Genomic DNA, 25,466 nt, shown 5'->3' with positions numbered 1-25,466 from the left:
GCGGAGAACAGCGCGTTGCACGCCGCGTGCGCGACGACGTCCGCGTCGGAGTGCCCGGCGAGCCCGGTCCCCTCGCCCTCCCACTTCAGCCCGGCGCACCACAGTTCCCGCCCCGCCTCGAAGGCGTGGATGTCCGTGCCGATCCCGACCTGCGGCAACACCGGGAGCGCCTCCGTCTCAGAACCCATCGTTGAGCCTCCTGCGCGCCAGTACCGCCTCCGCGAGGACCAGATCCAGCGGCCGCGTCACCTTGAACGCCTCCTCGTGCCCCGGCACGACCACCACGGCCGGCCCCATCCGCTCGACCATGCTCGCGTCGTCCGTGACGTCGTCGGTCACCGTCGCGTGGGCCCGCACCAGCGTCTCCCGGTCGAAGCCCTGCGGCGTCTGCACCGCCCGCAGCAGCGCCCGCTCCGGCGTCGCCACCACGGGCTCCGGCACACCGGGGGCCCCGGCGGGCTCGACCTGCTTGACGGTGTCGGCGAGCGGCACGGCCGGCACCACGGCGGGCGCGCCCTCCCGTACCGCCTCGATCACGGCGTCCACCGTGTCCACGGGGACCAGCGGCCGGGCCGCGTCGTGCACGAGGACGATGCCGTACTCGGGCGGCAGCGCGTCCAGTCCGAGCCGTACGGACTCCTGGCGCGTCTCGCCGCCGGGGACGACGAGGAAGTCGGTGCGCTCGGGCAGTGCGTGCGCGTCCAGCAGGTTCCTGACCTCGGCCGCGCCGTCGGGCGGGGCGACGACCACCACGAGGGAGACCCCGCGGGAGGCGGCCATCGCCCGGACCGCGTGGATGAGCATGGGCGTGCCGCCCAGCGCCCGGAGGGCTTTCGGGGCGCCCGGCCCGAGCCGTACGCCACGGCCGGCGGCCGGAATGACCGCCGCGGTCCTGGCGTTGGCACGGTCGTCGGCGGCCCTGTCGGCCGGCGGCGGGGCGGGCGAGGGACGCGAATCGTCAGACATCGGTTCCTGTCAGGTTTGTGTGCTCGACCTAGTTGGGTATGGCCTCACCGTGCCGGGCGCGACGCCTTGACCGGACCCTTCCGTGACCCTGGTCGAGCCAGCAGTCAGGGCCCGGCACACCAGGACCCGGGAGAAGCCTCCCGGGAGGAGCGTACGAGGATCATCGGCATCCGGACGTGCGGATGCACGAAATCGAAAGAGCATCCGGGTACGAACATGCCGCAGCGCCCGGCGACAGCAAAGACGTCATCGGGCACCACGGCATTTTTCAGTGCGCTGGACCGAGCGGGCGGCGGTCCGCGCCTCGCCTCAGGAGGCGAGCACCTCGTCGAGCAGGGCCTCCGCCTTGTCCTCGTTGGTGTTCTCCGCGAGAGCCAGCTCGCTCACCAGAATCTGGCGGGCCTTGGCGAGCATGCGCTTCTCACCTGCGGAGAGTCCGCGCTCGCGCTCACGGCGCCACAGATCGCGTACGACTTCCGCGACCTTGATGACGTCGCCGGAGGCGAGCTTCTCCAGGTTTGCCTTGTAGCGACGCGACCAGTTCGTGGGCTCCTCGGCGTACGGCGCGCGCAGCACCTCGAAGACCCGGTCCAGCCCGTCCTGACCAACCACATCACGCACGCCGACGAACTCCGCATTGTCCGCTGGCACACGTACCGTCAGATCGCCCTGAGCGACCTTCAGCACCAAGTAGGTCTTGTCCACGCCTTTGATCTGACGAGTTTCGATAGCCTCGATCAGCGCGGCCCCGTGATGGGGATAGACCACGGTGTCGCCAACCTTGAACGTCATGTGACAGGTACCCCTTCCGTGGCTATCCAGGGTAACACGGAAACGGCGGGTTCTGAATGGCGTTTTCGCAGGTCAGGGCATATCTCGGGGCTTGACAACAGCAACAGGAACGTGCTGCGCGAGGTGAGCGGAAGAAAGAATTCGCAGGTCGGAGCGGCTCTCCAGGCCGGGCGAAACAGGCCCGTCACACACAACCGGAGCACCTCCCACCGGGCTGAACATCCCGATATGTCCGGTTCCATGTGTGCGACTTCCGCTACTCCGTTCGGCGGCCACGCCGGGGTTCCGGCCGATTCCGGAATTGATCACGAGTCGCGCCGACAGGCCGTCGGTGATCAATTTCCGGCGGTCCGCGCATTCCTTCACCGAAATTTCGCGCACCGATCGACAACCCGTATGGCGGACGGGTTCATATGTGAATGGCGGACGGGTGCGAGCCGCAAAGCGGCCTCTGAAGAGGGCCGGGACTGCCGCCTGCCGGGCGAAGCCCGTGGCCCTTCGGGGAGGGTCGGGTGCGGCGGCCCGGGAACGGCTCGGTAGCCTAAGGCCGCTGACAGTCACTTAGGGCGGCTTTATCCGTTGCCGCCACCCCGCTCGAGTCCAAGGAGTTGCCGCCGCCGTGAGCAGCAGCCTTCGACGCGGTGCCCTCGCCGCCGCCGCCATCGCGTTCTCGATCGCCTCGCTCGCCGCGTGCGGTGCCGGTCACAACGCCCAGTCGCTGGAGATCAAGCCGGACAACGCCGCGACGACGGTCGGTGACATCCAGATCCAGAACGCCGTCGTCATCACGCAGCCGGACCTGGAGTCGACGGGACCGGCGGTGGTCTCCGCCACGCTGTTCAACAACGGCAGGTCGGACCAGACGCTCGAGTCCATCACCGTCGCCGGCACCGACAAGACCGCCGAGCTGAAGCCCGCCGAGGGCCAGAAGGGCGGCCTGACCGTCCCGGCCGGCGGCTCCCTGGTCGTCGGCGGCAAGGACAACGCCGCCGCCGTCCTGCCCAGCAGCCGCGAGGCGGTCCAGGACGGCAACGCGCAGAAGATCACCTTCACCTTCAGCAAGGCCGGCGAGGTGAGCCTGCGCGCCTTCGTCGTGCCCGCCGAGAGCTACTTCTCCGGCTGGGGCCCCAGCGACGTCCCGGCGACGCCCGGCGCGTCCGCACAGCCCTCCGAGGGGGCCTCCGGGGAGCCCTCCGACGGCGAGAACGCAGGCAACCCGGGCGACGACGCGTCGGCCCCCGGGACGGGCGAGTCCACCGGCGAAGCCTCGGGCGAGCCCACCGGCGCGGCGGACGAGACCGGAACGGCGACCTCCGGCACCTCCCAGGGCACCGGCACGGGCACCGACGCCGGCCACTGAGCACCGTACGAACGAAGGGCGGGACCTCCGGGAGGTCCCGCCCTTCGCCGTGTCCCGCGGGACGGCGTCCGGTCTACGGCTCGAACTTGTACCCGAGCCCGCGCACCGTCACGAGGTACCGCGGCGCGCCCGGGTCGGGCTCGATCTTGGCGCGCAGCCGCTTGACGTGGACGTCGAGGGTCTTGGTGTCGCCGACGTAGTCGGCGCCCCACACCCGGTCGATCAGCTGCATGCGGGTGAGGACGCGGCCGGCGTTGCGCAGCAGCATCTCCAGCAGGTCGAACTCCTTGAGCGGCAGGTCGATCTTGGTGCCGCCCACGGTCACCACGTGCCGGTCGACGTCCATGCGGACCGGGCCGGCCTCCAGCGCGGCGGGAGCGACCTCCTCCGGCTCGCCTCGGCGGCGCAGTACGGCGCGGATGCGGGCGACCAGCTCGCGGGAGGAGAAGGGCTTGGTGACGTAGTCGTCGGCCCCTATCTCCAGCCCGACAACCTTGTCGATCTCGCTGTCCTTGGCGGTCACCATGATCACGGGAACGTTCGAGCGGCCGCGCAGCTGGCGGCAGACCTCGGTGCCCGGCAGGCCGGGCAGCATCAGGTCGAGGAGGACGAGATCGGCGCCGTTGCGCTCGAACTCGTCGAGTCCGTCGGGGCCGGTGGTCGCGACGGCGACCTCGAAGCCCTCCTTGCGGAGCATGTACGACAGGGCGTCGGAGAAGGACTCCTCGTCCTCGACGACGAGCACACGGGTCACGGAAGGACCTCCGGGGCGGGAAGTTCGTACGGGGATGTTCGGGGGGATGAGGGGGACCGTTCGGCGTCGTCGGTCTCTTCGCTGAGTCCGGCGTGGTCCGGGCGTCGCGCCGCGCGGTCGCGGGACAGGCCCGATTCCGGCAGTCGCAGGGTGAAGGTGGAGCCCTGGCCTTCGGCACTCCACACCGTGACCTCCCCGCCGTGCGAGGCGACCACGTGCTTGACGATGGCGAGACCCAGACCGGTGCCTCCGGTGGCCCGGGAGCGGGCCGGGTCGACGCGGTAGAAGCGTTCGAAGACGCGTTCCTTGTCCCGCTCCGAGATGCCGATGCCCTGGTCGGTCACGGCGATCTCGATCAGGTCGCCGCCGGGGGCGTTGACGCGGCGGGCGGCTATGCCGACGCGGGTGCGGGCGGGCGAGTAGTTGACGGCGTTCTCGACGAGGTTGCCGAGGGCGGCGGCGAGCTGGCCGCGGTTGCCGCGTACGTGCAGATCCGCCGTTCCTCCGGCGGCCATGGTGATCTGCTTGCTGCCGGCCGCCTGCCGGCAGCGGTCGATGGCCTCGGCGACCAGCTCGTCCACCCGGACGGGCTCGGCGTCGTCGAGGGGGTCGTCGTTCTGCACCCGGGACAGGTCGATGAGCTCCTGCACCAGGTTGGTGAGCCGGGTCGCCTCGATCTGCATCCGTCCGGCGAACCGCTCCACGGCCTCCGGATCGTCCGCGGCGTCCATGACGGCCTCGGACAGCAGGGAGAGCGCCCCGACCGGGGTCTTCAGCTCGTGACTCACGTTGGCGACGAAGTCGCGCCGTACGGCCTCGATGCGGCGGGCCTCGGTGAGGTCCTCGACCAGCAGGAGCACCAGCCGGGACCCGAGCGGCGCGACGCGCGCGGAGACGGCCAGGGCCTCGCCCCGTCCGTTCCCGCGCCTGGGCAGGTCCAGCTCGACCTGCCGTATCTCCCCGTCCCTCCTGGTGTCCCGGGCCATCTGGAGCATGGGCTCCACGGCGAGCTTGCCGCCCCGGACCAGGCCGAGGGCGTACGCCGCCGAGCTGGCCTTGACCACCCCGTCGGCCTCGTCGAGGACGACGGCGGAGGAGCGGAGCACCGACAGAACGGTGTCCACCCCGGGCGGAAGGACGGGGTCGGTGTGCAGGGAGGTGCGGGTGGGGCGCTTCTGGTCGCGCTCGCTCCAGCGGAACGCCAGCACGGCGATGACGCCGGTGAGTACTCCGGCGATCGCTGCCACTGCGGCGACCGCCGCGTTCACGTCCATGTCTCCAGGTTAGGCATGCCGTACGTCCCCGCCCCAGCCATCGGGGTGCGACCTCGAACACTCGTCGCCCAGAGTTCACCTTGGAGCCAGTGACGGTTCATTTGTGGTGCCGGAAACGGACGCGTACAGGCCGGAACGTGTAAGCGTGGGGGCACGGCGAGGGGTGCGAGCCGGTGCGAGCCATGTGCGAGCCAGTTCTGTGAGCCCCCTAAACGGACGTACGAGAGGGAACCCTGATGCGGGACGCGTACCACGAGGAACTTGATTCGATCGGTGACGGTCTGGTGGAGATGGCCCGGCTGGTCGGGTCGGCCATCGGACGCGCCACGACCGCGATCCTCGACTCCGACCTGAAGCTGGCCGAGGCCGTCATCGAGGGCGACCAGCGGGTCGACGAACTCCAGCACGAGCTGGAGGCCCGGGCGATAACCCTGCTGGCCCGGCAGCAGCCGGTGGCGACGGACCTGCGGATCGTCGTCACCTCGCTGCGCATGTCCGCCGACCTGGAGCGCTCGGGCGACCTGGCCCAGCACGTGGCCAAGCTGGCCCGGCTGCGCTACCCGGAGCGCGCCGTCCCGCACGACCTGCACGCGACCATCCTGGAGATGGGGCAGCTCGCGCAGCGCCTGATGGCGAAGGCCGCCGAGGTGATCATCACCAAGGACGTCGACCTGGCCCTCCAGCTGGAGCAGGACGACGACGCGATGGACCTCCTGCACCGCACGCTCTTCCAGCACCTGATGGACGACCGCTGGAAGCACGGCATCGAGACGGCCGTCGACGTGACGCTGCTGGGCCGCTACTACGAGCGCTACGCCGACCACGCCGTCGCGGTCGCCAAGCGCGTGGTCTACCTGGTCACCGGCGAGCACGCGGACAACCTCCAGGCGGACATCCAGCCGACCACGCAGGTCGAGGGCGCCTGACCCCGCGCGGGGCGCTCGGGCGACGAGGTGTGGCGGCGGCCCCGGGATGACACCCGGGCCGCCCGCACCCCCATGGGTGCCGCGCAGGGGTGGCGCACACGGGTGTCACGCATGGGTGTCGCGTCGTTCGACTTGAGTACGGGTACTCAGGCCCCGGAGCCGCCCGCGTCCGACCCTGGCAACAGGAAGAAGACGTAGACGCACCCGACACCCGGGGAGATCGAGATCCCATGAAGACCCGCCCGATACGCACCTTCGCCCGCCTCGCCGTCGCCAATCGCGTCTCGGGGATCTACCTGGCCGTGGTCGGCGGCGCGATGGCCGTGGCGGCGTTGGAGCCCCTGTTCGCGGACAACCCGGACGCGTCCCTGATCTGGGTCTGGCCCGCCCTGTTCACCTTCCCGGCCTTCGGCTTCGTTGCCTGGCTCGGCGAGGGCGGCTGGGGCGGCGACGCGCCCGCGTGGTTCTTCATCGGCGGCATCGTCCTCTCGGCACTGGTCCAGTCGCTGGCGCTGGGCGCGGTCTGGCAGGGCCTGCGCGGCCGCCGCGGCAACCGCGGAAGCCTCAGCGCGGCGAGCTGACGGCGCGACCTCCCCATGGGCCCGTCCGGTGACGGATGGAAGAGTGGCCGCATGACGACTCCCGGGGGCACGGCCGTGACGATCGACGACGTCGAGGAACTCGCGGCGGAGGCGCTGCGCTGGCTGACCGGTGCGGCGCGGGAAGCCCCCGACGGCAGCCTCTCCTGGCCCGAACGCCCCTCGGACGACGCCTCGAAGCCGATGCTCTACCGCGGTACGGCCGGCACCATCCCCGTACTGCTGGAGGCGTGGCGGCACTTCGGCGACGACGCCTACGCCGACACCGCCCTGCGCGCGGCCCGCGACCTGGCGCACCGCGTCGACGACATCGAGGACGACTCCCTCTACTTCGGCCGCACCGGGCTGGCGCTCGTCCTGCGCGCCGTGCAGGCACAGCTCGGCGACCGGGCGTCCGGCGCGGCGGCCGACCGGGCCCTGGCCCTCGTCCGGTCCCGCTTCGACGGAACGCGCTGGGGCACGCTCTTCGAGCTGATGGGCGGCAACGCGGGGATAGGCCTCGGTGCCCTGCTGGCCGGGGACGCGGACCTCGCCGTACTGGCCGTGGAGCCGTACCTGCGCACCGCCGAACACACCCCCGACGGCGTCCAGTGGGCCCACCGCCCGGACACCGAGGCCCGGCTGCACCACGTCTCGCACGGCTCGCTCGGCATCGCCCTGGCACTGGCCCGGGTGGGCGCGGACACCGGCCGTGCGGACCTGACGGAGCTGGCGCTGGCGGGCGCGGCGGACTTCGTGGCGCGGGCCGAGCCGCAACCGGCCGGCGGCGGGGAGGCCGGCGAGACAGGTCCGGATCCGGGCTTCCTGGTCCGCCACTCCACCCCCCAGTTCCTCCCCGACCTGATCGCGCCCTTCAGCTACGGCTGGTGCCACGGCCCGGCCGGCGACGCCCAGGCCTTCCGGCTGCTGCGGGACGTCACCGCCGACCCCGCCTGGTCCGCCCTCGCCGACCGCTGCTGGCACACGGTTACCCACTCAGGCGTGCCCCGGCGGCTGCGCCCCGGCTTCTGGGACAACAACGGCCGCTGCTGCGGCACCGCGGGCGTCCTCGCCCTGGCCTGCGACCGCGTCGCCGAGCGGCTCGACCCGTACACCCCGGACGGCTTCGCCCACCTCCTCGCGACGGACCTGGCCGCACGGGCGACCCGGGACGAGGAGGGCGCCCGCTGGTCCAACGTCGAGCACCGCGCCTCCCCGAGCGCGCTGGAACCTCGCGTCGGCTGGGGCATGGGCAACGCGGGCATCGTCCGCGAACTCCTGCGCTTCGTACGCCTGGCCCGCGGCGGCGACCCGCGCTACGCCTTCACGTGGCCCGACCAGCCCGCCGTACCCGCGTGAGCCGGGCCGCCGATCGCACCGGGCCACAACGATCGGGCGCCGCGATGTGGCCCCCTGCCACGGTTGACGCAGGAAGGGAGGCCCCGTGATCTCGGCACTGAACAGGCTCATCGACCTCGTCGAGGAGCACCTCACCGAGGAGCTCGACGTACCCGCGCTGGCCGGAACGCTCGGCACGACCGAGTACCACCTGCGCCGGATGTTCTCGTCGCTGGCGGGCATGCCGCTGTCGGAGTACGTGCGCCGGCGCCGCATGACGGTCGCCGCCGCCGACGTCGTACGGGGCGAGGACGACCTGCTGAGCATCGCCGTCCGCCACGGATACGGCTCGACGGAGGCGTTCGGACGCGCGTTCCGGGCCGTGCACGGCGCCGCTCCGCGCGAGGTACGCCGTGCCGGAGGCCCCCTTCAGTCACAACCGCAGCTCAGGTTCCGCCTGACCGTCGAAGGGAGCACTCCCATGGACACCCGTTTCGCCGACCGCCCCGCGTTCCGCCTGATCGGACACGCGACCCGCGTCCCCCTCGTCCACGAGGGCGTCAACCCGCACATCCAGGAGCACATCGCGTCCCTGCCGCAGCAGGAGCACGCCCGCCTGAAGTCCCTGAGCGACACCGACCCGGCGGGCCTCCTCCAGGTCTGCGACGACCTCGCCCCCGACAGCGCGGAGGGCACCGACCTGACCTACCTGCACGGCGTCGCGGTCACCCGGGACACACCGGCCCCCGACGACCTCGACGCCGTCGAGGTCCCGGCGGGCATGTGGGCGGTCTTCCGCACCTCGGGCCCCCACCCGGAAGCCCTCCAGACCGCCTGGGCGGCGACGGCGACCGAGTGGTTCCCCTCCAACCCGTGGCGCCTGCGCCCCGGCCCGTCGCTCGTGGCGGTCCTGGACCGCGCGGAGGACTTCACGACGGCGACGTGCGAGCTGTGGCTCCCGGTGGAACCGGCGTAGACACGGTCCTTCCGGCCACCGATGAGTTCGGTGGCCGGTACCCGTCCTACCTGGTGACAACGGACGCGCGAAGATTCCTGAACTGGTGGTACGGACCATGGACGAGCAATTCACCGCGACCCTCCAGAAGAGCCCGGACAAGGGCGGCTGGACCTACGTGGTCTGGCCCGAGTCGGCCGAGTACTTCGGCACCCACGGCCTGGTGAAGGTCCGCGGCACGATCGACGGCCACCCCTTCCAGAGCTCCTTCATGGCCCTGGGCGACGGCACCCACAAACTGCCGGTGAAGGCGGAGGTGCGGAGGGCGATCGGGAAGGGGGAGGGGGATGCGGTGACGGTGCGGCTGGTGGAGCGGGTGGGAACATGACGTAACCCTCCGGAGGCGGGGCAGGGACCCGCCCGGCGGGAGTTCGGCTCGGCCTCGACTCGGTCTCGGCGTGGTGAACCGTGGCGCGGCGCGCGACGGGACGCGCGAGCGTGTGACCATGCGATTCGAGCCGGGTTCGCCCCTACCGCGCCCACCAGGGGACGGCGGCCGCACCGAACGGCCTTCGGACACGAAGGGGGACGGGTTCGCGGGCGGCTGCATAAGCCTGATTCTGCTGCTCGTCGAGATCCCGGTCGGACTCCTGCTGGGGCTGATCGCGGCCCTCAGCGGCTGGGGCCGGCCGGGCGAGCCGGCCAAGGCACCTCCGATGGACTGGGCTCCCATCCTCCTGCTCGGCAACTTCACTGTGATCGTATTGGTGATAGGCGTGCTCTTCCTGCGCTCGGCGCATCCGTTCGCGGGAGCGGTCCAGTTGCTCGTGGCAGCCATGGCCTTGGTCGCCACGATCGCCGCTTGGCACGACCAGTACGAGCACGCACACCCGTCTCCCCCGCCGCCGAAGTCCGGGATGCCGCACACTGCTCCGCCCCCCGGTACCGACCTGTAGGACCAGCGTCGGCGCCGCGCAGGCGCTCAGGCGCCGGGAGCGCGGAAGGCGACCTGTCGGCGGGCGGCCTCGTCGATCTCGTCGAGGGTGAGGAGGGGGGTGGCCCGGGTGTGGAGGGCACCGCTGGCCTTCACCGTGAGGCTGACGGCGGCCATGGAGATCGGGTCGGGGAAGTCGACGATGATCACGACGTCGTTCTCCCCGAAGGCGAAGTACATGGCCTCGACCCGCCCGCCGAGCCCGGTGACGACCTGCTCGACGGCGGCGCGGCGACCGCTCGCGCCTTCCTTGAGCAGCCCCTTGGTGCCCTCATGGGTGTAGGTGGCCTGGATGAGGTACTTGGGCATGGTCGGCCTCCTGGTACATCTCGAGAGCCGGGCGCGGACGGCACGGCCCGGTGGTCACTGCCGCTGGGCCGGCCTGATTTCCAGGGTTGCACTCTGCATGACGTTCTCCTTGGAGGTGGCGAGGGCACCCCGCCGTCCCACCCGGCCTCCGCCTCTCCGGTCGCAGCATCGGCCGCCGATTGCCCCTCCGGCCGCCGCAAAGCTGACGTTTCCAGCGTCCCGCCGATTACCGAGCCGTGCAATTTCCAGAGAGCAGAGAGCACCGAGGCATGCGAATTCCCCTCACTCGCACAGGTGAGGGCCCGGCCGGGGCCGCACGGGCTCAGGCGTCGAAGTCGTACTCCAGGACGTACGAAGCGGCGTCCAGGGTCATCTCGTTGACCTCGACCGCGCGGCCGTCGTCCGTGAACGCCGTGCGGCAGATGAGGATGACCGGAGTGCCCGGGGAGATGTCCAACTGGGCCGCCTCGTCCTTCGACGGCATGCGTGAGCGGATCTCTTCGCGGAAGTGCACGGGTTCGTGGCCGAGTTCGGCGAGCCTGGCGTACGTCCCGCCCGGTCCGGTGTCCTCCTCGGCGATCGGGGATCCGGCAACCAGTGACATGGGGAGATAGCTCGTCGCGAGTAGGACCGGCTTGCTGTCGAGGACGAAACGCCTGCGCCTCACGCATGCCGAGTCCTCGTCGGCCAGATTCAGGATCGCGCCGACGCGTTCCGGCGGCGCTTCCCCGGACACCGTGATCCGGTCGACCTCAAGTGCGCGGTCCTCGACGTCTGCCGACCAGACGGAACGGCCATTCCCCCACTGTTCGCGGGCCAGTCGGTCGATGCCTCGGCGTCGGATGGGGCGGAACTCGCGGACGAAGACGCCGGCGCCCTTGCGGGCCTCGGCGATGCCTTCGTCCCGGAGGACACTCAGGGCCTGCCGGGCCGTCATGCGAGCCACGCCGTACGTGTCCATGAGGTCGTTCTCGCCCGGGAGCCGATCACCGGGACCGTACTCGCCCGCCTCGATCGCCTCGCGCAGGGAGTCCGCGATGCGCTGGTACTTGGGCCGACGGTCGTCGGTCTTGGCCATCCCGGGACCCTCCTCGCTCGCCTCTCTAGACACCTTAGGCCACAGGTCGGGTGGGCGCTCGCTGCGTGTAGTCGTACGTGCTTCGTCGGGGTGACAGCCCAGCACTTTTCTTGACATCTCTAGAGAGGTGCCTCCAGCCTGAATTCCGAGATGTCTAGAGAGGTACCAGTCCCGCCACGAAGGCGATGGCAGTGGGGGAAGTGAGTGCGGATGTTCTTCTTGATCGATCGGTATCCCTGTGAGGAGTCACCTCGGCTCGGGATTTTGGCTCTGAACCCGACTCCGGAGTCCGTCCCCCGAGCCCGTCGCTGGTTCCGGAGGTTCATCGCCCCGTACGAACCACGCTGCTCGATCGACGACTGCGTGCTGATGCTCTCGGAGCTCGTGACCAACGCGATCCTCTACGGGAGTACGGAGTACGCATGGCTCGTACGGGTCGAGTGGTTCCGCGACGGGACCTCCCTGCGCGTAGAGGTGCACAACCCGGGCCTTCCGGCGAACGTACGCCTCCGCCGACCGGATGCGGGCGACGCCCATGGGCGAGGGCTGCTCCTGGTCGACGCCATCGCCGCGTCCTGGCACTCCGGTCCGAGCCGCTTCGGAGGAACGGCCGTCTCCTTCGTGATGGCCGAGGCCTGGCCCCCATGACAGAGCGCAGTGGTATGACCGCGGACCAAACGTCAGAGGCGCCGAGTGCACAAACCCGGGACGTCGTCGCCGCGTTGCCGAAGGATGAATTCCTGGCGGTCTACGACTTCTCGGCCGGGACCTCGGTCCACCTGCGCACGCGATGGTACTCAAGCTCGCCGAGTCCGCCAGGCTCACCGGCGCTCGATCACCGCACCCCTGCCTCGTCGCCCTCATCCGCAACGGCGACCGGTCCGGACGCGGCCGGCTCGTCGAACGCCCTGCGGCAGCCGCGGCCTAGCCGATGGAGAAGGTGGCACCTGGGTCGGCGTAGTCGACGGGGCCATCGAACCGAGCCGAGGCACGCGCCACCGCCTGCTGCGGCGTGAGGAAGCGGCCGACGTGTGTGACGATCAGTCGGCCCACCCGCGCCTCGCCGGCTGTGTTGCCGGTGTCCTCGGGCGTGTGGTGAACCTGTTCGCCCTCGACTGGTGCCTGTGCGCTGTCGGCCTCGCACAACAGGACGTCGCATCCCTCGGCCAGCTCCGTGAGACTCGGGCACGGTGCCGTATCTCCGGAGTACACCAGCGACTTGCCCGCTGCCTCAATGCGCACGGCAAAGGCCGACATGCCGTGCGACACCGTCCGGCTGGTCAGTCGGAGAGAACCGACGGCCGCTTGATGCCCGTCGTACAACTCGGTTACCGCGAAGGCCGCTTCGATGGGGCTGCGCGCCGGAGTGTTGGTGAGAAAATCGGCCAGCCGGTCGGCGATCCCAGGCGGACCGTAGAGCGGGATCGGCGCTGCGAGGCGGATGTCCGCGTACAGGGCGCCGTAGTACGCGGTGAGCAGGTCCGCGCTGTGATCGGCGTGCAGATGCGAGATCCAGATCGCATCGAGCTCGTCCAGCCGCACATGACGCTGGAGCGGACCGAGCGTCCCGCTGCCCGCATCCACCCAGATACGGGTGTCCCCGCTCGACACCAGGTAGCCGGAGCACGGATTGTCCACCCTCGGATAGGGCGTCGCGCTACCTAGAACCGTCAGCTGAAGAAGCTCGGCACTCATCCCGAGATCCTAGAACACACGATCCACAGGCCTCGGCGATTCTCCCGACGCCGACGGCCAGGGCCCCAGACACAGCGACAAGCCCCCCACCAGAGGAGAGCTCGCGGTCAGGAGGCTTGCTTGCCGGCGTCGGCGAGCAGCGCACCTCAACCGACCTGCGGATGAACCGTACGAACAGCCTCGCACCTGGCTTGCGCGCACGGCCGCCTCTTCGTGCTGCCCAGTGCGGTGACCGTGAAGGTTCGCCGGACTGCTCACGATGCCCCCTCCACCACCGAGTGCTGGACAGCCCGACCTGACGGGCGGTTGAGCATCCTGAGGTCCTCCCTCAGCGGGTGTGCCCTCCTCCGCAGGGCGGAGGCAGCCCGCCGCAGTGGACGACGCGCGGCTGCCGTGTCCGGAGCCAGCATGTGCGTCATGACGACAGCCAACGCTCCCCTCCCCACCGCTGCACCCGCGCCTGTCTGGGCTCGCCGCGCTGCCCACGCCATCGCGCTGTGCGCGGTCCCGTCGGGCCTGTGGCGCGTCGCCATGGCATCCGGCGTCTACGTGGGCTACAGCGACCAGGTGCTGCGCGACGTCTTCGACATCCCGGGCTGGGGCATCGCCTACGTCGTCGGGCTGTCCGTCCTTGCCGAGCTGGCGGCTCTGCTTCCGCTGCTGCTCGTCAGCGACCGGTGGCGGCCGCTGCGCCCTGGGGCCCTCGCCGCGCTTTCCTGGACCGCCTCGGGCGTCCTGGTCCTGGTGGCGCTGTGGCAACTCGTGGTCGCCTATACCGTCGAGAGCCGGACATACATGTCGAGCGGTACGGCAGAAACCGTCTGGGGCATCGCCTTCGCACCGCTGTTCGCCATCCCGGCCCTGATGACCGCGGTGACCTGGTCGTACGCGAAGCGGCACCGGGCACGGCGACAGGCACAGCCCCTACCGCGTGCTTGAGATCAGCTATGCCCTTTCCCGCTGCCCCCGGCCCTGCCGGCGGCGTCATCGCCCGCCGGAAGCGAACCGAGTCGGTACTGCCCAGAGGGGCAGGAGAACCCGAGGGCCCACGGCGGGTCTCAGGCCACGAAAGTGCCTTCCACCCGCATCGAACGCGCGGGTGGAAGGCATGATCACAGGCTCTACTTCTTCTTGCCCTGGTTCTTGACCGCCTCGATCGCGGCCGCCGCCGCGTCCGGGTCCAGGTACGTCCCGCCCGGGTTCAGCGGCTTGAACTCGGCGTCGAGTTCGTAGGTCAGCGGGATGCCCGTCGGGATGTTCAGGCCCGCGATGTCGGCGTCGGAGATGCCGTCGAGGTGCTTGACGAGGGCGCGCAGCGAGTTGCCGTGGGCGGCGACCAGGACCGTGCGGCCGGTGAGGAGGTCGGGGACGATCGCGTCGAACCAGTACGGGAGCATGCGGGCGACGACGTCCTTCAGGCACTCCGTCTGCGGGCGCAGCTCCGGCGGGAGGGTCGCGTAGCGGGCGTCGTCGAACTGGGAGTACTCGGCGTCGCGGTCCAGCGGAGGCGGCGGGGTGTCGTAGGAGCGGCGCCACAGCATGAACTGCTCCTCGCCGAACTCCGCGAGGGTCTGCGCCTTGTCCTTGCCCTGGAGGGCGCCGTAGTGGCGCTCGTTCAGGCGCCAGTGGCGGTGCACCGGGATCCAGTGGCGGTCGGCGGCCTCCAGCGCGAGCTGGGCCGTGCGGATCGCGCGCTTCTGGACGGACGTGTGCAGCACGTCGGGCAGCAGGCCGGCGTCCTTGAGCAGCTCGCCGCCGCGCGTCGCCTCCTTCTCGCCCTTCGGGGTGAGGTTGACGTCCACCCAGCCGGTGAACAGGTTCTTCTCGTTCCACTCGCTCTCGCCGTGGCGGAGGAGGATCAGCTTGTACGGTGCGTCGGCCATGGCTCCGAGCGTAATCGAACCCTCCGGCCACCCGCGCGGGGCGCCCGGTGGGCGGACGGTTGACGGGAAGTGTTAATCCGGTGGCCTCCGGCACTCCCGGGTTCGTAAGTTGTGCGTGCCGCTCCAGCCGCTTACACATCCACGGGGGTCCCATGTCCGTCGCCGGTCTCAGACGTGCCGCACGGGAGACCGTCTCCGGGCTCCCCCGCGAGTTCTGGTGGCTGTGGACCAGCACCCTGGTCAACCGGCTCGGCGCCTTCGTCGCCACCTTCATGGCGCTGTACCTGACCATCGACCGCGGCTACTCCGCCTCGTACGCGGGTCTGGTCGCCGCCCTGCACGGGCTCGGCGGGGTCGTGTCCTCGGTGGGCGCCGGGGTGATGACCGACCGGCTCGGGCGGCGGCCCACGCTGCTGGTCGCGCAGACCTCGACCGCCCTGTCCGTCGCCGCGCTGGGCTTCGTGCACCACCCCGTCGCCATCGCCGCCGTCGCCTTCGTGGTCGGCATGGCCAGCAACGCCTCCCGGCCGGCCGTGCAGGCGATGATGGCGGACATCGTGCGGCCCGAGGACCGTATCCGGGCCTTCTCGCTCAACTACTGGGCGATCAACCTCGGCTTCGCGATCTCCTCGATGGCGGCCGGGTTCATCGCCGAGGTCAGCTATCTCGCCGGATTCATGATCGAGGCGGGGATGACCCTGGTCTGCGCCGTCCTCGTCTTCGTGAAGCTGCCCGAGTCACGGCCGCAGCCGCAGGGCGGCGCCGACGCCTCCGGCAAGGACGTGGCCGTCTCGCTCGGGACCGTGCTGCGCGACGGGCGGTACATGAGCGTCGTCGGGCTGTCGTTCCTCGTCGCCGTGATCTTCCAGCAGGGGTACCTGGGGCTGCCGGTCGCCATGGGCGAGGCCGGGTTCACGCCCGCGGACTTCGGCATGGCGATCGCCGTCAACGGCGTCCTGATCGTCGTACTCCAGATTCCCGTCACCCGGTTCATCGAGCACCGTGATCCGCGGCTGCTGCTCGTCGCCTCGTCCCTGCTGGCCGGGTACGGCTTCGGGCTCACCGCCTTCGCCGGGTCGGTCGGCGTCTTCGCGCTCACCGTGTGCGTGTGGACGCTCGCCGAGATCGTCAACGCGCCGACGCAGACCGGGCTCGTCGTCCGCCTCTCCCCGGTGCACGGGCGCGGCCGCTACCAGGGCATGTACACCATGTCCTGGGCCGTCGCCTCGCTCGTCGCCCCGCTGATGTCCGGTTTCGTCATCGACCGCTGGGGCGCCGAGTGGCTGTGGGGCATCTGCGCCGTCGTCGGCACGGTGGCGGCGGCCGGGTACTGGGCGCTGATGCGGGGACTGCCGACGGAGGAGGCGGAGGTGGCCGCGGCCACGACGGCCGGAACGCCCTCGCCCGCGAAGCCCGAGACCGAGGTCAGCACCGCCTGACCCGGCACCGGGACCCCGCCCGCACCGCCCTCACGGATGCATCCGGGCCCCCTTCAGCACCTTGTCCACCGCGTTCTTCGGCCCGTACACCGCGAGTCCCACCAGGTCCAGCTCCGCCGTGGGCACGGCCCGTACCGCCGCGCGGTTGTCGCGGTCGTTGCCCGTGGCGAAGAGGTCGGACGTGAAGAGCGCGCGGGGCAGGGCGCGCGACAGCACGCGCGCGTGGGCGTTCGTCAGCGTCTCCTTCGTGCCCTCGAAGACCAGCACCGGCTGGCGGAACATCGGCAGGTAGCCGACGGCGTCCGCGTCCTCGTACGGCTCCCCGATCACCTCGGGGAACTCCTTGCCCAGGCCGCTGACCAGGAAGGCCGTGACGTTCAGACGCTGCCACGTCTCCAGGTCCTCGCGGAGCAGGACGGCGATCTTGGTGTCGAAGCGGACGGGGGTCTCGGCCTCAGGAGCCTTGGGAGCCTCAGGGGCTGCTTCGTGCGTGCTCATACGGTGAGACTGCCGACCCGCACCCCGCCGGGTCTTGTACGTTTTTTGCATGGACGGCCGGCGGAACGACCAGCGGAGCGTGTCCGCCTGGCGACCCCGCGTCCCGGGCGTCGTCGAGGTCTTCCACGCCCACTACACCGAGTACGCCTACCCGATGCACGTGCACGACGCGTGGACGCTGCTGATCGTCGACGCCGGCGCCGTACGGTACGACCTGGACCGGCACGAGCACGGCACCCCGCACGACACGGTGTCGCTGCTGCCGCCGCACGTGCCGCACAACGGCTCCCCCGCGACGCCGGACGGCTTCCGCAAGCGGGTCCTGTACCTGGACGCCTCCCGGCTGGGCGACGAGCTGATCGGGCCGGCCGTCGACGCCCCGGACCTGCGTGATCCGCTGCTGCGCCGCCGGGTCGGGCAGCTGCACACCGCGCTCGCGCTGCCCGGCGACGAACTGGAGGCGGAGAGCCGGCTGACGTTCGTGGGCGAGCGGCTGCGGTCCCACCTGGTGCCCCGGGACGAGGCGGGCGGGGAGCGCCGGGACCCCGCCCTCGCCCGGCGGCTGCGGGAGCTGCTGGACGAACGGGTCGTCGAGGGCATCGGCCTGGCGGAGGCGGCCGCGCTGGTGCCGGCCCATCCGGCCCACCTGGTACGGGCGTTCAGCGGCGCCTACGGCATCGCGCCGCACCAGTACCTGATGTCCCGGCGGGTGGACCGGGCCCGGCGGCTGCTGCTGTCGGGACGCGCCCCGGCGGACGTGGCCGGCGTCACCGGTTTCTACGACCAGGCCCATCTGACCCGGCACTTCAAGCGTCTGGTGGGGGTCACCCCGGGCCGCTACCGCGGCAGCGGCCGCCGCTGACCGGCGGCGCGGCCGGCGGTGTCAGTCGCCGCCGCGCTCGATGAGGTGCTGGAACGCCTCCAGGTTCCGCGTCGACTCCCCGCGCGCGGTGCGCCACTCGTACTCCTTGCGGATGGCGGACGCGAAGCCCAGCTCCAGCAGGGTGTTGAAGGCGCCGTCGGCGGCCTCCAGGACCTGTCCGAGGAGCCGGTCGATCTCGTCGGCGGTGACGGCGGCCAGGGGGAGTTTCGCGGTGACGTAGACGTCGCCGAGGCGGTCGACGGCGTAACCGACGCCGTAGAGCTTCAGGTTGCGCTCCAGCAGCCAGCGGTGGACGGCCGGTTCGTTCTCGTCCGGGTGGCGGATGACGAACGCGTTGAGGGAGAGCGAGTGGCGGCCCAGGAGGAGGGAGACGGTCGTCGACAGCTTGCGGGTGCCGGGGAGTTTGACGACGTAGTTGCCGGGTTCCGGGCTCTCCCATTCGACGTCGGCGTCCTTGAGCGCCCCCTCGATCACCTCTGCCGTCGTCCCGCGCGCGTCAGCCATGGTGCGAGCGTACGCGACGGCGGTGGGCCTGGATGGCGGCCGTGTAGACGTCGGCCGTGGCGGCGGCGGCACTGCCCCAGCCGAAGGACTGGGCGTGCCGGGCGGCGGCGTCGCCCATCCTCGGCGTCAGCTCCGGGTTGTCGGCGAAGTCGCGCAGCACGCGCGCGTACGCGGCGGGGTCGTGGCCCTGCACGAGACGGCCGGTGATCCCGTCCCGCACGGCGACCGGCAGGCCGCCGACCGCCGCCGCGAGCACCGGCGTGCCGGCCGCCTGGGCCTCTATGGCGACCAGGCCGAAGGACTCGCTGTACGACGGCATGACCAGCACGGACGCGGCCCGGAACCAGTCGGCGAGCTGCTCCTGCCCGACGGGCGGGCGGAACCGTACGACGTCGGCGATGCCGAGCCGCGCGGCGAGCTTCTGCAGGCCCTCCGGCTTGGCGAGGCCGCTGCCGCTGGGGCCGCCGACGACGGGGACGACGATGCGGGAGCGCAGCTCGGGGCGTTCGTCGAGGAGGACGGCGACGGCGCGCAGCAGTACGTCCGGTGCCTTGAGGGGCTGTATGCGGCCCGCGAAGAGCGGGATCAGCGCGTCCTGGGGCAGGCCGAGGCGGGCGCGGGCGGCGGCGCGGGCGTTGCCGCTGCGGTCGGGGCCGGGGACGGCGCCCTTGGGGAAGGGGCGGAAGCGGTCGAGGTTCACGCCGGGGTGGACGACGGCGACCTTGGCGGGGTCCGCGGCGTAGTGGCGGACGAGTTCGTCGGCCTCCTCCGCGGTGTTGGCGATGAGGCGGTCGGAGGCGGAGACGATCTGGGTCTCGCCGATGACGCGGGCGGCCGGTTCGGGGGTGTCGCCGTCGGCCAGGTTGGCGTTCTTGACCTTGGCCATGGTGTGCATGGCGTGCACGAGGGGGGCGCCCCAGCGCTGGGCGGCGAGCCAGCCGACGTGGCCGGAGAGCCAGTAGTGGGAGTGGACCAGGTCGTAGTGGCCGGGGCGGTGGCCGGCCCACGCCTGCATGACGCCGTGGGTGAAGGCGCAGAGCTGGGCTGGCAGTTCCTCCTTGGCCAGTCCCTCGTAGGGGCCCGCGTCGACGTGCCGGACGAGCACGCCGGGGGCGAGCTGGACGGACGGCGGGAGTCCCCCGGCCGTCGCGCGCGTGAAGATCTCGACCTCTATGTTGATCGCGGCGAGGCGCTGTGCCAGCTCCACGATGTACACGTTCATGCCGCCGGCGTCGCCGGTGCCGGGCTGGTGGAGCGGTGAGGTGTGCACGGAGAGCATGGCGACGCGGCGGGGCCTGCGCAGCAGCCGGAGCCGCGGGGTGGCCGCCGGTGAGCGGCGCCCGAGCATGCTGACGTACTGGCTCACGAGCCATTCCTCCTCGCTGCGGGCATGCCGGTCGGAGGACACGCGCCGCCCTCCAAGGGGGTGGAACACCGGACGGCCGTGCTCCATTTCCGGTTTCCCGACCTTTGCCGAATCATTACCGGCTGTCGCTCAACCGTTCGAGCGCCGGGCGCGTGCCACACCCGGGACCACGCCCGGGACCCGCTGCCCTAAGGGCACAGCGCCCCGACCCCCCGCGCCCAGGCCGCCCCCAGGTCCGCGTCGGCGGGAAACCTGCCGTGGATCTCGAGTACCACCATCCCGTGGGCGAACGCCCAGAACGAGCGGGCCAGGTCCTGGTCCCCGCCGCAGACCCGCATCAGCGGCGCCGCGGTCCGGTCCTCCAGGCCGGCCGGGAGGGACGCGCGGGGCAGCGGGCGCTCGGTCATCAGGCAGTACAGGTGGGGGTGGGCCAGCGCGTAGGCCCGGTACGCCTCCGCCAGCGCCGTCAGCGAGCCGGGCTCCTTCGCCTCCGCGGCCTCCATGGCCTCGCCCGCCTCGGCGAGCGCCTGGACGATCAGCTCGGTCTCGACCGCCTCCTTGTCGGGGAAGTGCTTGTACAGGGAGGGGGCCTTGATGCCGAGGCGGTCGGCGACGGCCCGCAGGGTGAGCGCGGCGGGCCCGGACTCCTCCAGCAGTGTGCGGGCGGCCGCGGCGATCTCCCGGGCCCGGGGGGACAGGCGGTCAGCCACGCTGGTAGCCCTCCTTGGTGCGCAGTCCGTAACCGAAGGCGCGATCGTACGAGATGTGCGCGAGCCACCCGCACAGCGCCGCGAACGCGGGCGCCCAGGTCACCGGCGTCACGGTGTGGAGCACCACGAGCGCGAGCGGGATCAGCGTGCGGTGGGCGGCGTTGTAGTACGGCACCGCGCGGGGCGTCAGCCGCCCCTTCTCCATGCGGGGCGCGTCGGACAGGCCGACGAGGAACGTCAGGTCGGGCGCCAGGAAGAAGGCGAAGGCGAGCAGGCCCGCGACCCAGCCGTGGTCGACGGCCTCCAGGACGGCGAACGCCGACCAGAAGAGGGCGCCCAGCAGCCACGCGGTGCGGCCGACGACGGTGCGAGCGGTGACCGTGCGGGCGGTGCCTGCTGGTGCGACCGTGCTCATGGATACCTCCCGGGGAGCGAGTGAGCTAACGTCGTTAGCCCCACCGGAACAGTAAGGCTAACGTCGTTAGCCAGTCAAGCCCCGACCGCCCGGAACCACGCGCCCGCCCGGCCGCATACCCTCGTACGCATGCCACCTCCCCGCGCCCCCCGCCCCCTGGGCACGGTCACGCGCGGGACCACGAACCCGAACCGCCTGCGCCGCATGGACCGTTGGATCACGGCCACGCACGGCGCCGAACTGCGCCGCGCCACCGACCCCGTCGCCGTCGACCTCGGCTACGGCGCCGCCCCCTGGACGGCCGTCGAGCTGCTGCACCGCCTGCGCACCGTCGCCCCGCACGTGCGCGTGGTGGGCGTCGAGATCGACCCGGCCCGGGTGGCGGCGGCCGAACCGTACGCACGCGCGGGGCTCGTCTTCCGGCACGGCGGCTTCGAGGTGCCCGTCTCCCCGGCCCCGTCGCTGATCCGCGCGGCGAACGTGCTCCGCCAGTACGACGAGGACGAGGTCGCCGCCGTCTGGCGGCGGCTGTGCGCGCGGCTCGCGCCGGCGTCCGAGCACTCGCGCGGAGGGCTCCTGGTCGAGGGCACCTGCGACGAGATCGGGCGCCGGCACGTGTGGGTGGCGCTGGGCCCCGAGGGTCCGCGCACGGTCACGCTCGCGACCCGCCTCGGCTCCCTGGAGCACCCCTCCGACCTGGCCGAGCGGCTGCCGAAGGCGCTCATCCACCGCAACGTCCCGGGCGAGCCCGTCCACGCCTTCCTGCGCGACTTCGACCGCGCCTGGGCCGCCGCCGCGCCCTACGCCTCCTACGGCGCCCGCCAGCGCTGGATGCGCGCGGTGCGGGACCTGACGGCCGACTGGCCGGTGACGGACGGACCGGCGCGCTGGCGCCAGGGCGAAGTGACGGTGCGCTGGGAGGCGTTGGCGCCGCGCGGCTGACCCCGCCGGGCGGGAACGATCTCCGTGCGGCGTTCGTCACACACCGGGGGGAATCGTCGTACGGCGCGGCAGAAGAGGGGAAGCAGGAGGGAAGCGCGGCCTCTGTCGCTTTCCGCGCCGGCATGGCACGATCCCCCGAGCGCTATGTTACTGACGGTTAACCAGTTTGGGGGCGACGGATGCGTACGGGGAAGCATGGCTTGATGACCGCTGCCGTGACCGTGGTCTGCGCGGTCACCGTGCTCGCGGCACCGGGCACCGCGTTCGCGGACCCCGGCCCCACACCGTCACGGGGCACGCCCAGCGCCTCCCCCGCCCCGGACCCCGGGCGCGCCAAGGACCTGGAGGCCGTGCGCAAGAAGCTCGACTCGCTCTACCGCGCGGCCGCCCTGGCCACGGACGAGTACAACGCCGCCGAGGAGAAGGCCGAGAAGCAGAACGCCGAGATCGTCGAGCTGGCCAAGAAGATCGTCAAGGGCCAGGAGAAGCTGGACCGCCTCAAGGACCGCGCCGGCGCCGCGGCCCGCGCCCAGTACCGCACCGGCGGCCTGCCCGACGAGGCCAAGCTGATGCTCAGCGACGACCCGGGCGACTTCCTGGACGGCAGCGGCCGGGTGCTCCAGGGCCAGCGGGCGACCAAGGGCCTGCTCGGCGAGTTGTCCCGCGCGCAGGAGGACCTGAAGACCTACGCGGCGGACGCCTCCGCCCGCTTCAAGAAGCTGGAGGCGAACCGCAAGACCAAGGCCACCGCCCAGAAGAAGATCGAGAAGCAGATCACGGCGGCCGAGAAGCTGGAGTCCGAGCTGGCCAAGGAGGAGAAGGAGCGCCTCGCCAAGCTGGAGCGCGAGGCCCAGGCCAAGGCCCAGACCGCGTGGCTCGACTCCGGCATCCTCGAGGACCTCGACCGCGAGGCGACCGAGCGGGGCCGGAAGGCGGTCGAATACGCCACCGCCCAGATCGGCAAGCCGTACCAGTGGGGCGCCGAGGGCCCCGGGTCCTACGACTGCTCCGGCCTGACCTCCCAGGCCTGGATCGCGGCCGGGCAGACGATCCCGCGCACCTCGCAGGAGCAGTGGAAGCGGCTGACGCGCGTCGACGTCGAGGACATGCGCCCCGGCGACCTGATCATCTACTTCGACGACGCCAGCCACGTCGGCATGTACGTCGGCGACGGCTCCATGGTGCACGCCCCGCGCCCGGGGCGCTCGATCACGATGGCCGGAGCGGGCACGATGCCGATCCTCGGGGTGGTCCGGCCGGACCCGGCGACACCGGATCAGTGACGCGGGCCACGCGCCCCGCGCCGGGGACGTGAAGCGGGCCACGTGACCCACCGCACGCCCGGCGCACCCCCCGCGTGACGTTCGTCATCCCCGGTCGTGGGGCGACCTGTCCAACTGCGGCCGATAACGCGGCATATGACAGTGGCCGATGGCGGACCGACGTGTGCTGGACCATTCCGCAGCGGCGCCGTCACCCGTTATGGTCCCCGTCGGTGGGTCGAGGTCCCTCGCCCCGCCATGCCCTCGGGGGGAGGGAAGGAAACCAAGACAATGCCCGTACCCGTACCGCGGCAGAGGGCGATCCCGGCCGTGGAGTGTGGTCAGGCGCCCGCCGCGTCCCCGGACAGCGGCCCTTCCAAGGAACAGGCCCCGCCCGGGACGAACCCGGCCGACAACCCCACCAGTCAGCGAGAGAACACGACGGAGAAGAGCGAGAACCCCACCAGCCGCCGTGGGAGCACCATCCCCACGAACCTGACGCTGCTGCTGATCGAGGACGATCCGGCCGGCTCGCCACTCGTGCCGGACCTGATCGACCAGGCCGGCAAGCCGATCCGCGTCCGCACCGCCCGCAACCTCACCGAGGCCGAGCGGCTGCTGACCGACGACGTCCACTGCATCCTGCTGGACCTCGCCCTGTCGGCCCCCGCCCCGGCCCGCGCCAACGCGGACGCCGACGGCGACGGGAGCGGGGAGGGCCACGACGAGCTGGCGGTGCTCAGGCACGTGCTGGAGCTGGCGCCCCGGCACGCCGTGCTCGCGCTCACCTCCTCCAGCGACGCCGAGCGCGGCGCGGAGGCCGTGGCGGTCGGCGCCCAGGACTACCTGTTCCGCGACGAGCTGGACGGCCGTCTGCTGAGCCGGGCGATCCGCTACGCCGTGGAGCGCAAGCGGTCCGACTTCGCGGAGCGGCGCCTGGCCGAGGGCCGGCTGCGGGCGCAGGAGAACCGCCGTCTGGAGCGCGGTCTGCTGCCCACCCCGCTGCTCGCGGGCTCCTCGCTGCGTTTCGCCGCCCGCTACCGCCCGGGCCGTTCCCGGGCGCTGCTCGGCGGTGACTTCTACGACGTCGTGCGCACCCCCGACGGCACCGTGCACGCCATGATCGGCGACGTCTGCGGGCACGGCCCGGACGAGGCGGCGCTCGGCGTGGAGCTGCGGATCGCGTGGCGCGCGCTGACGCTGGCCGGGCTCTGCGGCGACGAGCTGCTCGGCACCCTCCAGCAGGTGCTGGAGCACGAGCGCGCCGACGACGAGATCTTCGCGACGCTGTGCGCGGTGGACATCTCCCCGGACGGCCGCCGGGCCGGCCTGTGCCTGGCCGGGCACCCGTCCCCGCTGGTCGCCGCCCCGGGCAGGCCCGCACGGCTGCTGCCGTACGACAACAACGGGCCGGCGCTGGGTCTGCTGCCGGGCGCCCGCTGGCCGCGCATGCAGGTGGAGCTGGGTGCCGAGTGGAGCCTGATGCTGTACACCGACGGCCTGATCGAGGGCCACATCGGCGAGGGCCGGGAGCGGCTGGGCCAGGACGGCATGGTGGAGATGGTCCGCCGCCAGTTCGCCGAGGGGCTGCAGGGCGAGCAGTTGCTGCGGGCGACCGTCAACGAGGTCCGCGAGCTGAACGGCGGCGAGCTGGCGGACGACCTGGCGGTGGTCCTGCTGGACCGGACGGCCTGAGCCGCCCGGTCCGGTGACCGCGCGCCGCGGGGGCAGTCAGGCCCGTCAGCGGCCGCCGTTGTAGGGGCCGTAGGGGCCGTCGCTGCTGGAGCCGCGGCGGCTGCTGCGGCCGCCGCCCGGCAGTCCGCGCAGCGCGGGCCGCACGTCGACCATGTACACGATCGTCGCGATGAGGCCGATGATCGGCAGGAACGACAGGATGTTGAAGATCAGGTTCACCACGAAGGCGAGTGCCAGGATGATCAGCCAGAAGGGCTTGGTCTTCTTGTCGGCCGCGCGGTAGGCGTCCTCGCGGCGCGTGGCGGCGTCGATCAAAGCGAAGCCGCTGAAAAGGATCAGGGCGATGCTCAGCAGCCACATGAAGCCTGCGAAACCCTGCATCAGCACAACGTCCACCACCAGACTCGGGTCGTCATTACGCGGTCACCGTACCCGCAGGCGGTCACCGTACCCGTAGAACGGGCCGGACACCCCAAGGGTGCCCGGCCCGCTCCGGATGACCGCGTCCCTGCCTACTTGGCCGGCGGGGTCGTCTTCTTGGCGGCGGGGGCCTTCTTGGCCGGGGCCTTGCGCGGAGCCGGGGTCTTCTTCGCGGCGGCGGCCTTGTCGTCCGCGAGGCGGACGGGCTCGGCCGGGGCGGGCTTGGCCGGGGCGGGCTTGGGCTTTGCCGGCTCGACGGGGACGGGCAGCTCCTCCCCCTCCCCGGCGATGTCCTCGATGGCGTCGGCGGGCTGGCCGCGCCCGGGGCGCCCCGCGTGCTCCCCGCGCTCCGCGACCCTCTCGTAGGTCTCGCGGGGCTTTACGGCGTGCTCGGCGGCCCCCCCGACCCCACGCACCGCGAGGGTCTGGG

At 71.8% G+C, this 25,466-nt stretch carries 29 protein-coding genes and 1 pseudogene; 14 read left to right on the top strand and 16 right to left on the bottom strand.

The window, feature by feature from the left end; all coding sequences use genetic code 11:
* From DMH12_RS23010 to DMH12_RS22995, 3 genes are all read right to left on the bottom strand, one after another.
* Window positions 1-188 (bottom strand): 2-C-methyl-D-erythritol 2,4-cyclodiphosphate synthase (locus tag DMH12_RS23010; protein WP_185832483.1); only part of this gene is annotated, 188 nt, incomplete at its 3' end.
* On the bottom strand, window positions 178-966 hold the full coding sequence (gene ispD / locus DMH12_RS23005) for a 2-C-methyl-D-erythritol 4-phosphate cytidylyltransferase (protein WP_125493382.1): 789 nt from the start codon (window positions 964-966) through the stop codon (window positions 178-180). The genes DMH12_RS23010 and ispD, both read right to left, overlap by 11 nt.
* 309 nt (window positions 967-1,275) lie before the next feature.
* Complete coding sequence (locus DMH12_RS22995; protein WP_003953493.1) at window positions 1,276-1,758, bottom strand: CarD family transcriptional regulator; 483 nt, start codon at window positions 1,756-1,758, stop codon at window positions 1,276-1,278.
* 619 nt (window positions 1,759-2,377) lie between these two features.
* On the opposite strand from DMH12_RS22995, the gene DMH12_RS22985 reads away from it, so the two are divergent.
* Window positions 2,378-3,118 carry a DUF461 domain-containing protein gene (locus tag DMH12_RS22985; protein WP_125493381.1) on the top strand — a complete coding sequence of 247 codons (741 nt, stop codon included), beginning with the start codon at window positions 2,378-2,380 and terminating at the stop codon, window positions 3,116-3,118.
* Window positions 3,119-3,191: 73 nt separating this feature from the next.
* On the opposite strand, the gene DMH12_RS22980 is transcribed toward DMH12_RS22985, so the two are convergent.
* Window positions 3,192-3,872: a response regulator transcription factor gene (locus DMH12_RS22980; RefSeq protein WP_019326704.1), complete on the bottom strand. Its 681-nt coding sequence runs from the start codon at window positions 3,870-3,872 to the stop codon at window positions 3,192-3,194.
* Window positions 3,869-5,146, bottom strand: coding sequence for a cell wall metabolism sensor histidine kinase WalK (locus tag DMH12_RS22975; RefSeq protein WP_125493380.1), 1,278 nt, complete (start codon window positions 5,144-5,146; stop codon window positions 3,869-3,871). The genes DMH12_RS22980 and DMH12_RS22975 overlap by 4 nt, the downstream gene beginning before the upstream one ends.
* A 236-nt stretch (window positions 5,147-5,382) precedes the next feature.
* Between DMH12_RS22975 and phoU the strand changes: the two genes are divergently transcribed.
* From phoU to DMH12_RS22945, 6 genes are all read left to right on the top strand, one after another.
* Window positions 5,383-6,072, top strand: a complete 690-nt coding sequence (gene phoU, locus DMH12_RS22970; protein WP_125493379.1) for a phosphate signaling complex protein PhoU — start codon at window positions 5,383-5,385, stop codon at window positions 6,070-6,072.
* A gap of 230 nt (window positions 6,073-6,302) precedes the next feature.
* Window positions 6,303-6,653 (top strand): SCO4225 family membrane protein, encoded by a 351-nt coding sequence (locus DMH12_RS22965; RefSeq protein WP_125493378.1) that lies wholly within the window; start codon window positions 6,303-6,305, stop codon window positions 6,651-6,653.
* 51 nt (window positions 6,654-6,704) lie between these two features.
* A complete protein-coding gene (locus DMH12_RS22960; RefSeq protein ID WP_125493377.1) occupies window positions 6,705-8,009 on the top strand; it encodes a lanthionine synthetase LanC family protein in 1,305 nt (434 codons plus the stop codon).
* An 85-nt stretch (window positions 8,010-8,094) separates the two neighbouring features.
* Window positions 8,095-8,964, top strand: a complete 870-nt coding sequence (locus DMH12_RS22955) for an AraC family transcriptional regulator (protein ID WP_125493376.1) — start codon at window positions 8,095-8,097, stop codon at window positions 8,962-8,964.
* Window positions 8,965-9,061: 97 nt separating this feature from the next.
* On the top strand, window positions 9,062-9,331 hold the full coding sequence (locus DMH12_RS22950) for a DUF1905 domain-containing protein (RefSeq protein ID WP_125493375.1): 270 nt from the start codon (window positions 9,062-9,064) through the stop codon (window positions 9,329-9,331).
* Between the two features lie 118 nt (window positions 9,332-9,449).
* Complete coding sequence (locus DMH12_RS22945; RefSeq protein ID WP_125493374.1) at window positions 9,450-9,899, top strand: DUF6234 family protein; 450 nt, start codon at window positions 9,450-9,452, stop codon at window positions 9,897-9,899.
* Window positions 9,900-9,925: 26 nt separating this feature from the next.
* Here the strand turns inward: DMH12_RS22945 and DMH12_RS22940 are convergent, their stop codons facing one another.
* Together DMH12_RS22940 and DMH12_RS22935 are read right to left on the bottom strand one after the other, a co-directional pair.
* On the bottom strand, window positions 9,926-10,246 hold the full coding sequence (locus DMH12_RS22940; RefSeq protein WP_125493373.1) for a GYD domain-containing protein: 321 nt from the start codon (window positions 10,244-10,246) through the stop codon (window positions 9,926-9,928).
* Window positions 10,247-10,568: 322 nt separating this feature from the next.
* Window positions 10,569-11,324, bottom strand: a complete 756-nt coding sequence (locus DMH12_RS22935) for a GntR family transcriptional regulator (RefSeq protein ID WP_125493372.1) — start codon at window positions 11,322-11,324, stop codon at window positions 10,569-10,571.
* 210 nt (window positions 11,325-11,534) lie between these two features.
* On the opposite strand from DMH12_RS22935, the gene DMH12_RS22930 reads away from it, so the two are divergent.
* Window positions 11,535-11,972: an ATP-binding protein gene (locus DMH12_RS22930; protein WP_125493371.1), complete on the top strand. Its 438-nt coding sequence runs from the start codon at window positions 11,535-11,537 to the stop codon at window positions 11,970-11,972.
* A gap of 276 nt (window positions 11,973-12,248) precedes the next feature.
* On the opposite strand, the gene DMH12_RS22925 is transcribed toward DMH12_RS22930, so the two are convergent.
* The gene (locus DMH12_RS22925; RefSeq protein WP_125493370.1) at window positions 12,249-13,019 is read right to left on the bottom strand and encodes an MBL fold metallo-hydrolase; all 771 of its coding nucleotides are present in this window, start codon (window positions 13,017-13,019) and stop codon (window positions 12,249-12,251) included.
* Window positions 13,020-13,427: 408 nt separating this feature from the next.
* Here DMH12_RS22925 and DMH12_RS22920 point away from each other — a divergent pair, with 408 nt between their 5' ends.
* A complete protein-coding gene (locus tag DMH12_RS22920; protein ID WP_125493369.1) occupies window positions 13,428-13,958 on the top strand; it encodes a hypothetical protein in 531 nt (176 codons plus the stop codon).
* A 182-nt stretch (window positions 13,959-14,140) separates the two neighbouring features.
* On the opposite strand, the gene DMH12_RS22915 is transcribed toward DMH12_RS22920, so the two are convergent.
* On the bottom strand, window positions 14,141-14,902 hold the full coding sequence (locus tag DMH12_RS22915) for a phosphoglyceromutase (protein WP_125493368.1): 762 nt from the start codon (window positions 14,900-14,902) through the stop codon (window positions 14,141-14,143).
* 152 nt (window positions 14,903-15,054) lie between these two features.
* Between DMH12_RS22915 and DMH12_RS22910 the strand changes: the two genes are divergently transcribed.
* Window positions 15,055-16,341 carry an MFS transporter gene (locus DMH12_RS22910; protein WP_125493367.1) on the top strand — a complete coding sequence of 429 codons (1,287 nt, stop codon included), beginning with the start codon at window positions 15,055-15,057 and terminating at the stop codon, window positions 16,339-16,341.
* 30 nt (window positions 16,342-16,371) lie between these two features.
* Here DMH12_RS22910 and DMH12_RS22905 read toward each other — a convergent pair whose 3' ends face one another.
* Window positions 16,372-16,839: a DUF2000 domain-containing protein gene (locus DMH12_RS22905; RefSeq protein ID WP_125493366.1), complete on the bottom strand. Its 468-nt coding sequence runs from the start codon at window positions 16,837-16,839 to the stop codon at window positions 16,372-16,374.
* A gap of 49 nt (window positions 16,840-16,888) precedes the next feature.
* Between DMH12_RS22905 and DMH12_RS22900 the strand changes: the two genes are divergently transcribed.
* Window positions 16,889-17,701 carry an AraC family transcriptional regulator gene (locus DMH12_RS22900; protein WP_125493365.1) on the top strand — a complete coding sequence of 271 codons (813 nt, stop codon included), beginning with the start codon at window positions 16,889-16,891 and terminating at the stop codon, window positions 17,699-17,701.
* Window positions 17,702-17,722: 21 nt separating this feature from the next.
* Here the strand turns inward: DMH12_RS22900 and DMH12_RS22895 are convergent, their stop codons facing one another.
* From DMH12_RS22895 to DMH12_RS22880, 4 genes are all read right to left on the bottom strand, one after another.
* Entirely contained in the window at window positions 17,723-18,226 is a 504-nt protein-coding gene (locus DMH12_RS22895) for a YbjN domain-containing protein (RefSeq protein WP_125493364.1), read from the bottom strand.
* Entirely contained in the window at window positions 18,219-19,592 is a 1,374-nt protein-coding gene (gene mshA, locus DMH12_RS22890; protein ID WP_185832482.1) for a D-inositol-3-phosphate glycosyltransferase, read from the bottom strand. Before mshA ends, DMH12_RS22895 begins: the two co-directional genes overlap by 8 nt.
* A 188-nt stretch (window positions 19,593-19,780) precedes the next feature.
* Window positions 19,781-20,302: a TetR/AcrR family transcriptional regulator gene (locus tag DMH12_RS22885; RefSeq protein WP_260474313.1), complete on the bottom strand. Its 522-nt coding sequence runs from the start codon at window positions 20,300-20,302 to the stop codon at window positions 19,781-19,783.
* Entirely contained in the window at window positions 20,295-20,717 is a 423-nt protein-coding gene (locus tag DMH12_RS22880) for a DUF4260 family protein (protein WP_125493362.1), read from the bottom strand. The genes DMH12_RS22885 and DMH12_RS22880 overlap by 8 nt, the downstream gene beginning before the upstream one ends.
* Before the next feature lie 129 nt (window positions 20,718-20,846).
* Here DMH12_RS22880 and DMH12_RS22875 point away from each other — a divergent pair, with 129 nt between their 5' ends.
* From DMH12_RS22875 to DMH12_RS22865, 3 genes are all read left to right on the top strand, one after another.
* The gene (locus tag DMH12_RS22875) at window positions 20,847-21,659 is read left to right on the top strand and encodes a class I SAM-dependent methyltransferase (protein ID WP_125493361.1); all 813 of its coding nucleotides are present in this window, start codon (window positions 20,847-20,849) and stop codon (window positions 21,657-21,659) included.
* Between the two features lie 179 nt (window positions 21,660-21,838).
* Window positions 21,839-22,942: a C40 family peptidase gene (locus tag DMH12_RS22870; protein WP_125493360.1), complete on the top strand. Its 1,104-nt coding sequence runs from the start codon at window positions 21,839-21,841 to the stop codon at window positions 22,940-22,942.
* A gap of 270 nt (window positions 22,943-23,212) precedes the next feature.
* A complete protein-coding gene (locus tag DMH12_RS22865; RefSeq protein ID WP_185832481.1) occupies window positions 23,213-24,616 on the top strand; it encodes a PP2C family protein-serine/threonine phosphatase in 1,404 nt (467 codons plus the stop codon).
* Between the two features lie 45 nt (window positions 24,617-24,661).
* On the opposite strand, the gene DMH12_RS22860 is transcribed toward DMH12_RS22865, so the two are convergent.
* Together DMH12_RS22860 and DMH12_RS22855 are read right to left on the bottom strand one after the other, a co-directional pair.
* Window positions 24,662-24,997, bottom strand: a complete 336-nt coding sequence (locus tag DMH12_RS22860; protein WP_185832480.1) for a DUF2516 family protein — start codon at window positions 24,995-24,997, stop codon at window positions 24,662-24,664.
* Between the two features lie 131 nt (window positions 24,998-25,128).
* A pseudogene (locus DMH12_RS22855) lies at window positions 25,129-25,466 on the bottom strand (hypothetical protein); the annotation flags it as partial.

The organism is Streptomyces sp. WAC 04229 (assembly GCF_003947455.1).
Lineage (GTDB): Bacteria > Actinomycetota > Actinomycetes > Streptomycetales > Streptomycetaceae > Streptomyces.
This window is presented reverse-complemented; position numbering and strand designations above follow the sequence as displayed.